Source organism: cf. Phormidesmis sp. LEGE 11477, assembly GCF_015207105.1.
Lineage (GTDB): Bacteria > Cyanobacteriota > Cyanobacteriia > Phormidesmidales > Phormidesmidaceae > Phormidesmis.
Map to the genome: position 1 here is coordinate 1 of NZ_JADEXO010000222.1, position 3,050 is coordinate 3,050.

The following is a 3,050-nucleotide window of genomic DNA, read 5'->3' on the forward strand; positions in this document are numbered from 1 at the left end:
TTCAACCTATATCGCACAAAGTTTTACCCCAAGCACGATTTAGCTTGGGAACCCAATACTTCGTTTTCAAGGTTCAGTGCTTTGGCCCACATGACTGGTTACCTCAGCAGTACTATTGTATCAAAAGCTGCCATGATTGAGCAATATCATACGCAAGACTGTTCGCAAAGCTCACCCGTTTACACCACCCCCTAAGCTTCGCTATAGACGGAGTCCTAGCGGAGTCTGGATAGGGGGTTTCAAGGAGCTAGCCCAGCAAGATACTCAACCGACCATCAAGCAAGGTCCTGCCCCCTTTTTTAGCATTATGAACGAACTCGAAGAATCCTAAGTAAATCGGCAAAGTCTCTCGAGAGATACCGCGATGGGGTCTGAGCCAAGAGTACATCTGTGAAAAACGCGCTTAGTAATCGCTCAACTCCCCCAGCGCTGGCTTGTGACAAATGAGCAAAGTCAATATCAACAGCATGTTCACATACAAAAATTACCCGATTTAAGTGGTCTGTCATCAAAGGCGAAAGATGCCTTGCTATACCTGCTGTGGGAGAAGCATCAGACACTGAGTAAGCGTGTCGAAGCCTTAGAAAGGCGGCCAAAGAAAACGAGAAAGAACTCAAGTCGGCCCCATTTCCAAGGATTCACGCCAAATAAGAAAGAGACATCAAAAGGCAACGAACGCAGAGCAGCATACGAACTGTCGAGTGTTTGGTACTAATAATCTCTATATCGCAAGTTCGGCAGTGTTCCCAATTAGCCGTCATATTCGCCAACGTTCACGATTCTGGCGCTAGCCCGTCGGCTAGGTGAACATCTACGCTAAACAACTTCGCTGTAGCTAGTAGCAAACGTAGCTATACAGTGAAGAGAGGTCTTTCGACATTAATCGTCGGCTCTAACAATCATCGATGCTAACCAGCCTCTCCTTTGCCTTTGATGTCCTATCCTTTCCTTTGATGCATAGAATAAAGTGTATGTCGAGGAAAGAAGCTAAATAAAAGATATATAGAGCAATAAAGGCGGCATGAAGCTAACTTAAGCTGAGTAGCGGCTACCGTTGCGATATCTAGAATGGGCTTCGACCTACAGAGATCTTGGAGGCTGAATGTTTACTGATATTTTAGAAATGGGCGAGCAGACGACACTACGCCGGCAGGTAGTCGTAGTGGGCTCTGGAATTGCTGGCGCTGAAGTATCGACTTATCTAGCACGCCATGGTCTGGAAGTTACGCTGATAGAAAGCGGTCGCGAGCAGTTTGATCCGGCCATCCAAGCCCTCAATGACGTCACGTTCTTAGGCAAACGTCATCGCCAGCTCAATCCAAATTCTTACTATCATCGATACTTACCGCCAGCGCTGCGTGGCGTTAGCCGGGTACGTCAGTTTGGGGGAACCAGCAACGTTTGGACAGGCAAATGGAAATACTTGCAGCCCTCTGACTTTGAGGGAAGAGACTGGGTGCCAAACAGCGGCTGGCCAATCAGCTTTGAAGATCTTCTAGAACACTATCGCTCCGCTGCCAAAGACTATAGCTTTGGCGATCTAGAAGCAGAAGCGGTTCGCCCAGAGATCATGACGTTTCGTTCAAAGATAGCCGCCGCTGGGCTGAAGGTCAGCAGCTTTTACTGGGAGCAGACACCGACCCGTACGGTCAAGCGCTTCGGTGAGGAGATGCGTCAGTCGAAGAATCTGCAGGTGCTGATGGGCGCGACTGCTACCGAGCTGATGTTGGACGAGTCCAAGCAGCACGTAAGCGCAGTTAACTGTCGATCATTAGAAGGAAAAGAGATCACGGTCGAAGGTGAGACCGTTGTGCTGGCAATGGGCGCGCTAGAATCGGCCCGATTGCTATTAGCCTCCGACCGACAGATACCAGCCGGCATTGGGAATGAGCACGATCTAGTTGGCCGATTTTATACCGACCATCCCAAGCATCACACGGGCTCACTGCGGCCTGGTGCTCTTACTAGGGAGTACGCAAGAGAGTTGCAGTACGCGCCTAAGCCTCGCTTTTGTACATGCTTTGCCTTAGATGATCAGACCCAAGAGGCAGAAAAGCTGCTAGAGCACGTTTTGTACCTGAAGCCGATCTATGAAACGCGCCTAGGTGCTCTACGTAGAATCTTGACGCTGCGACCGGCCTGTCAAGATGGCAACGGCATCGTCGATTCCTACCGTGTCAAATTTGTCGTTGAGCAAGTTCCGCACAAAGATAGCCGCATTACGCTAAGTACCGAACGCGATCCGCTAGGCAAAAGAAAAATAGCGCTTGACTGGCGTTTTACTGAACAAGACAAACGCTCTATGGCAAAAACGATACAGCTTTTAGCAGAGCGATTCGAACAATCAGGACTCGGTGCTTTTGACTTTGGCAACGATCCACCGACGCTAGAGACCATGACTGACGCAGCTCATCAAATGGGCACGACCCGAATGGCTAACCGCCCTGAAGCAGGCGTTGTCGATACGAACTGCCGAGTGTTTGGCACGGATAATCTCTATATCGCAAGTTCGGCAGTGTTCCCAACTGGGCCGTCGTATTCGCCAACGTTCACGATTTTGGCGCTAGCCCGTCGGTTAGGTGAACATCTACGTCAAACAATTTCGCTGCAGCCAGTAGCAAACGTAGCTATACGGTGAAGCTATACGGTGAAGAGATGTCTTTCGACATTAATCATCGGCTCTGACAACCACCAACGCCAACAGACTGTCCTTTGCCTTTGATGTAGGGAGAAAGTATGTATCAAGAAAATGAGCTAAATAGAAGATATATAGAGACGTATATATCTCGAGAAAATGAGCTAAATAAAAGATATATAGAGACGCAAAAGTGGCGTAAAGCTGAATTGATCTGAATAGCGGCTACCATCGCGATATCTAGAATGGGCTTCGACCTACAAAGATCTTGGAGGCTGAATGTTTACTGGTAGTGCATTAATGTAAAGGATAGAGAAAAATAAGACGTAGCTGTTGCGACTCTAGAGGAGTAGAGCAGATGAAAGTTGAGATGACTTGTCCCACCTGTGGCTCTCACGACATTTCGAAGAACGGT

The 3,050-nt window shown here is 48.5% G+C and carries 1 protein-coding gene; it reads left to right on the forward strand.

Features of this window, described 5'->3' with window-relative positions:
- Positions 1-1,102 precede the first annotated feature (1,102 nt).
- Entirely contained in the window at positions 1,103-2,638 is a 1,536-nt protein-coding gene (locus tag IQ256_RS28675) for a GMC oxidoreductase (protein ID WP_193859092.1), read from the forward strand.
- Positions 2,639-3,050: the final 412 nt, after the last annotated feature.

Bases quoted from the DNA above. Each gene is read 5' to 3' on its own strand.
- IQ256_RS28675 (WP_193859092.1), top strand. From the start codon at position 1,103: ATGTTTACTGATATTTTAGAAATGGGCGAGCAGACGACACTACGCCGG.